Here is a 4674-nt window from a genome sequence, read left to right on the forward strand (position 1 = left end):
GACGGAGTCTGGGGGAGGGTGGGCACAACCGGACCACCGGCCGCAACCGACCACCACGGGGTCCAGGGGCGCAGCCCCTGGCGGGGTCCGGGGCGGAGCCCCGGGGGGAAACCTGTGGTTAGAGCAATCCGGCGAACTCCAGGAGGAGTTCAGCCGGGCGGGGGTGCCCCGTTGCCAAGGCGGAGACGCCTGTCGACACCGCACGGAAGACCGTCCACGCCCGCACCCGTTCCCCCGGCAGGTCCAAGGAATCCGCCAGTTTGGACACCCGCCGCCGCGCCGCGGCCGCCGCGCCCGGCGAGGCCAGCAGCGTGTCCGCCCGGTCGCGGACGAGCCAGGCCAGGTCGTACGCCCGGTCACCGACCAGCGGGCGCGGGCCGACGGCCAGCCAGGGGGCCCGGTCGCCGGCCAGTACCGTGCCCTGGTCGAACTCCCCGTGCAGCAGCGTCGGCTCCGCGGTGTCGGCCGCCAGGCCGTCCCGCAGGTCGAGCGCCTCGTCCACGAGGGGGCGTACGTCCGCCGCCCACGGCTGCTCCCGGTGGCCGCGCAGCGCCGCCGCGAGTGCCGCGGTGTGCTCGGTGACGCCGGGGAACGGGTGGCTTTCACCGGCGGGTACCCACAGCCGCTGGAGCACCGCCGCCGCTTCCAGTTGCGCCTTCTGCTCCGGCAGGGAGCGCAGGCTGATGTCGCCGTGCAGCCGTTCCAGCAGCAGCGCGCCGCCCTCGGGGTCGGCCCGCAGTACCCGTACGGCGCACAGGCCGTTCCATCGCTCCAGGGCCGCGTACTCCAGCGCCGCCGTGGTGCCGGGCGGGCAGAGCTTGAGGGCGGCGGGCGTGCCGTCGGACTGCCGGACGAGGAGCAGCATGCTGCTCCGGCCGCCCGGCGCCTGCACCCGTTCGAGTGTCAATTCCCAGTGACGCAGGTACTCCTGGGCGGTCTCCGGCAGTGCTTTCAGCCACTGCCGCGCCGCCCCGTCCACCGGTTCGGAGCCCAGGGTCCGCACCAGCCGCTCCGGTGGTCCGAGGCGGTCGTCCGCGTTGCTCATCCCTGCGCCGCTCTTTCGTTCTTGTTCGTTCTTGCTGGTCAGTGGCGGTCCGCCGGACCGCTCGGGGAAGCGGCGGGACCACTGGGAGCGGCCCGCTCGGCGAGCCCAGGGAAGGCTACGCTGCCGCCGCGCCAGCGCACCGCCCGCACCGCCGCGTCCCGCAGCGCGTCGGCCGCGTCGCGGCGCAAGGTGCCCGAGGAGGTCTCCACGAGATCGGCGTAGACGCCCGCGACCCGGCTCTCCAGCACCGCCCCGAGCCGCACCGCCGACGCCGCGTCGGTGACCGGGAACGGCAGCGTGTAGGCCGCAGCAGCTGCCTCCGGTGTACCGCCCAGGTCCCGTACGGCCCTGCTCATCGCGTCTCGCCGCGCGCGGTGCGCGTCGTACGCCTCCCGCGCGAGCCCGGCGTGGGCCTCGTCGACGCGCGCGCCGACGACCCCGTACCCGTACACCGCCGCGTGCTCGGCGGCGAGGGCGGCCTGGGCCGCGTCCAGTGCCCGCGTCATGAGCCCTCTCCGAGCAGGAAGACGTGGCCCGCGCCCGCCGCCGCGACGGACGCGAGGAGCCGGGCGAGCTCCGGCGGCGCGCCGGTGAGGGCGGCCGTCCGGGTGTCCACGAGGCGCTGTTCCGCACGGGCGAGATCGGCCAGGGCCGCCTTCTCGTCCCCGGGCACCCCCAAAGCGGGAGCGGAAGCAGAAACGGAAGGGGAAGTGGAGGCTGGGGGAGAGGGCGGCGCCGTCTCCGTGCCGAACGCCTCGGCGTGCCGGGCGACTTCGGCCCGCAGCGGTGCCAGGCGCCGCGCCAGGCCGCCGTGCGCGGCGATCGTCGCGTCGTAGCGGTCCAGCAGCGCGGCCGATTCCCGGCCCGCGTCGGCCCGCAGCCGGTCGCCGGTGGACGTCCGCTCGTCGGAGCCCCCCGTACCGCTCGAACATCCGGTCAGCAGTATCGTCGCGCCACCCGTCAGCAGGGCGGCGCCGCCCGCCAGTACCCCGCGTCTGCGCGGGCCGCTCGCGCCCCGCGTCGTCGTCGTGCGCGCCACGAGCCCCTACTTTCCGTCAGTCCGCCAGGTCCCGCCATGATCACCGCACGTGAGCGTACCGGCGCGCGGGCGCGTGGCCGTGGAGCGGGGACCGAATCGTCAGTCGGCTGCCGGAACAGATAGGCTTTGACCTGACACGCGACTTTCCCACAACAGCACACGCGGCCGAGGAGTCACCCGGATGAGCACCACCCAGAGCGAGCGGCTCCGCGAGCTGCTGGCCCCTCTCGTGAGCGCGCGAGAGCTGGATCTGGAAGAGGTCGAGGTGACGACCGCCGGCAAGCGCCGTGTGCTGCGCATCGTCGTCGACTCCGACAACGGGGTCGAGCTGGACGAGTGCGCCGAGGTGAGCCGAGCGGCCTCCGAGAAGCTGGACGAGACGGACGCCATGGGCGGCGCGCCGTACGTCCTGGAGGTCACCTCGCCCGGCGCCGACCGCCCCCTGACCGAGCACCGCCACTACGTGCGGGCCACCGGCCGCCTCATCAAGGCGCAGCTGACGGAGGGCGGCGAGCTCGTCGCCCGGATCGTCGCGGTGGGCGACGAGGGGCTGGATCTGGAGGTCCCCGGTGTGAAGGGCCGCAAGCCCACCACCCGGCGGCTGGCCTTCGGCGAGATCGCCAAGGCACGTGTGGAGATCGAGTTCAACCGCAAGTCCGTCGAGACGGCCCCGGAGGCCCCGGAGTCCGCCGACGAGACCGACGAGAGCCAAGAGGAGGCGTAGCCGTGGACATCGACATGAGCGCCCTGCGGGGTCTGGTGCGAGAGAAGGAGATCTCCTTCGACCTGCTGGTCGAGGCGATCGAGTCGGCCCTCCTCATCGCCTACCACCGCACCGAGGGAAGCCGCCGCCGCGCACGCGTGGTGCTGGACCGGCAGACCGGCCATGTGACGGTGTGGGCCCAGGAGGACCCGCAGGACCTGGAGGAGGGCGAGGAGCCCAAGGACTTCGACGACACGCCGTCCGGCTTCGGCCGGATCGCCGCGACCACCGCCAAGCAGGTCATCCTCCAGCGTCTGCGCGACGCCGAGGACGAGATCACTTTCGGTGAGTTCGCGGGCCGCGAGGGCGATGTCGTCGCGGGCATCGTCCAGCAGGGCAAGGACCCGAAGAACGTCCTGGTCGACATCGGCAAGCTGGAGGCCATCCTGCCGGTGCAGGAGCAGGTCCCCGGCGAGGAGTACAAGCACGGCACGCGCCTGCGCACGTACGTCGTCCGGGTGGCGAAGGGTGTCCGCGGCCCGTCCGTGACGCTGTCGCGCACCCACCCCAACCTGGTGAAGAAGCTCTTCGCTATGGAGGTCCCGGAGATCGCGGACGGTTCGGTGGAGATCGCCGCCATCGCCCGCGAGGCCGGCCACCGCACCAAGATCGCTGTCCGGTCCACCCGGTCCGGCCTGAACGCCAAGGGCGCCTGCATCGGCCCGATGGGCGGCCGCGTCCGCGCGGTGATGGCGGAGCTGCACGGCGAGAAGATCGACATCGTCGACTGGTCGGACGACCCGGCCGAGCTGGTCGCGCACGCGCTGTCCCCCGCACGGGTGAGCAAGGTCGAGGTCGTGGACCTCGCCGCCCGCTCCGCCCGGGTGACCGTGCCCGACTACCAGCTGTCCCTGGCCATCGGCAAGGAGGGGCAGAACGCCCGCCTCGCCGCCCGCCTCACCGGCTGGCGCATCGACATCCGCCCGGACACCGAGCAGGTCGACCAGCCCCACCAGGGCTGATGTGATCACCCGGACCGGCGCGCACCGCGTGCGCCGGTCCGGACGGGTTCCACGGCCCGGTGCGGCCCGCGCGAGCGGGCCCGCGGCGGGCCGCACAGTGTGGCCGAAACGTATACGTGCCTGATCCTCGCCCCCCAGGGGTGAGGTCGGCGCGGGGAGGTAGACTTAATCAGTGTCTGGCCGGACGCATGCCCGCGCATGCCCTGAGCGAACCTGTGTGGGATGCCGGGAGCGAGCGGCCAAGGGCGATCTGCTGCGGATCGTGATGATCGAGGACTCCTGTGTCCCCGACCCTCGCGGTACGCTGCCCGGCCGGGGTGCCTCCGTGCACCCCACACTGGTCTGCTTCGACCTGGCGGTCCGCCGCAGGGCGTTCCCCCGGGCCTTCAGGGCCCAGGGGCCGCTCGACACGGCGGCCTTGCGCCAATACCTCGAGCAGATCACGCAGTAGAAGTTCGGCCCCGCGCTTGAGCGGGGATGTCCCATGCACGGGAGACCGTGCGGTCAGGTACCTCGCGAGTTGGAAGTAGGTCGAGATTGCGATGAGCACTCGATGAGTACGCGATGAGTACGCCCATGAAGTAGCGACGGTCCGGTGGACACCCCGGACCTAGAAGGAGCGAAGTGGCTAAGGTCCGGGTATACGAACTCGCCAAGGAGTTCGGAGTAGAGAGCAAGGTCGTCATGGCCAAGCTCCAAGAACTTGGTGAATTCGTCCGTTCGGCGTCCTCGACCATTGAGGCGCCGGTCGTCCGTAAGTTGACTGACGCACTGCAGGGCCCCGGCGGCAACGCCAAGCCCGGTGCGAAGCCCGCGGCGCCGCGCAAGGCTGCGCCCGCGAAGCCGGGTGCCCCCACTCCGGGCC

At 72.7% G+C, this 4674-nt stretch carries 7 protein-coding genes; 4 read left to right on the forward strand and 3 right to left on the reverse strand.

The features are described from left to right. Positions 1-118: 118 nt before the first annotated feature. From K6I34_RS32030 to K6I34_RS32040, 3 genes are read right to left on the reverse strand one after another with little or no spacing between them, the layout of a single operon-like run. Entirely contained in the window at positions 119-1045 is a 927-nt protein-coding gene (locus tag K6I34_RS32030) for an aminoglycoside phosphotransferase family protein (RefSeq protein ID WP_229331486.1), read from the reverse strand. 38 nt (positions 1046-1083) lie between these two features. Next, positions 1084-1551, reverse strand: a complete 468-nt coding sequence (locus K6I34_RS32035; RefSeq protein WP_229331488.1) for a ferritin-like domain-containing protein — start codon at positions 1549-1551, stop codon at positions 1084-1086. Further along, positions 1548-2084: a hypothetical protein gene (locus K6I34_RS32040; RefSeq protein ID WP_229331490.1), complete on the reverse strand. Its 537-nt coding sequence runs from the start codon at positions 2082-2084 to the stop codon at positions 1548-1550. The genes K6I34_RS32035 and K6I34_RS32040 overlap by 4 nt, the downstream gene beginning before the upstream one ends. A 181-nt stretch (positions 2085-2265) precedes the next feature. On the opposite strand from K6I34_RS32040, the gene rimP reads away from it, so the two are divergent. The 4 genes from rimP to K6I34_RS32060 form a co-directional block, all read left to right on the forward strand. Continuing rightward, complete coding sequence (rimP, locus tag K6I34_RS32045; RefSeq protein ID WP_229331491.1) at positions 2266-2808, forward strand: ribosome maturation factor RimP; 543 nt, start codon at positions 2266-2268, stop codon at positions 2806-2808. A gap of 2 nt (positions 2809-2810) precedes the next feature. Then, positions 2811-3809, forward strand: a complete 999-nt coding sequence (gene nusA / locus K6I34_RS32050) for a transcription termination factor NusA (RefSeq protein WP_229331493.1) — start codon at positions 2811-2813, stop codon at positions 3807-3809. Between the two features lie 172 nt (positions 3810-3981). Beyond that, a complete protein-coding gene (locus tag K6I34_RS32055; protein WP_229331495.1) occupies positions 3982-4260 on the forward strand; it encodes a YlxR family protein in 279 nt (92 codons plus the stop codon). A 173-nt stretch (positions 4261-4433) separates the two neighbouring features. Continuing rightward, on the forward strand, positions 4434-4674 hold a 241-nt coding region (locus K6I34_RS32060), incomplete at its 3' end, for a translation initiation factor IF-2 N-terminal domain-containing protein (protein WP_229331497.1).

Source organism: Streptomyces sp. UNOC14_S4 (assembly GCF_020740835.1).
In the GTDB taxonomy this organism is placed as follows: domain Bacteria; phylum Actinomycetota; class Actinomycetes; order Streptomycetales; family Streptomycetaceae; genus Streptomyces.

Coding starts and splice junctions, on each gene's coding strand:
- K6I34_RS32030 (WP_229331486.1), bottom strand. CDS start 1,045: ATGAGCAACGCGGACGACCGCCTCGGACCACCGGAGCGGCTGGTGCGG.
- K6I34_RS32035 (WP_229331488.1), bottom strand. CDS start 1,551: ATGACGCGGGCACTGGACGCGGCCCAGGCCGCCCTCGCCGCCGAGCAC.
- rimP (WP_229331491.1), top strand. CDS start 2,266: ATGAGCACCACCCAGAGCGAGCGGCTCCGCGAGCTGCTGGCCCCTCTC.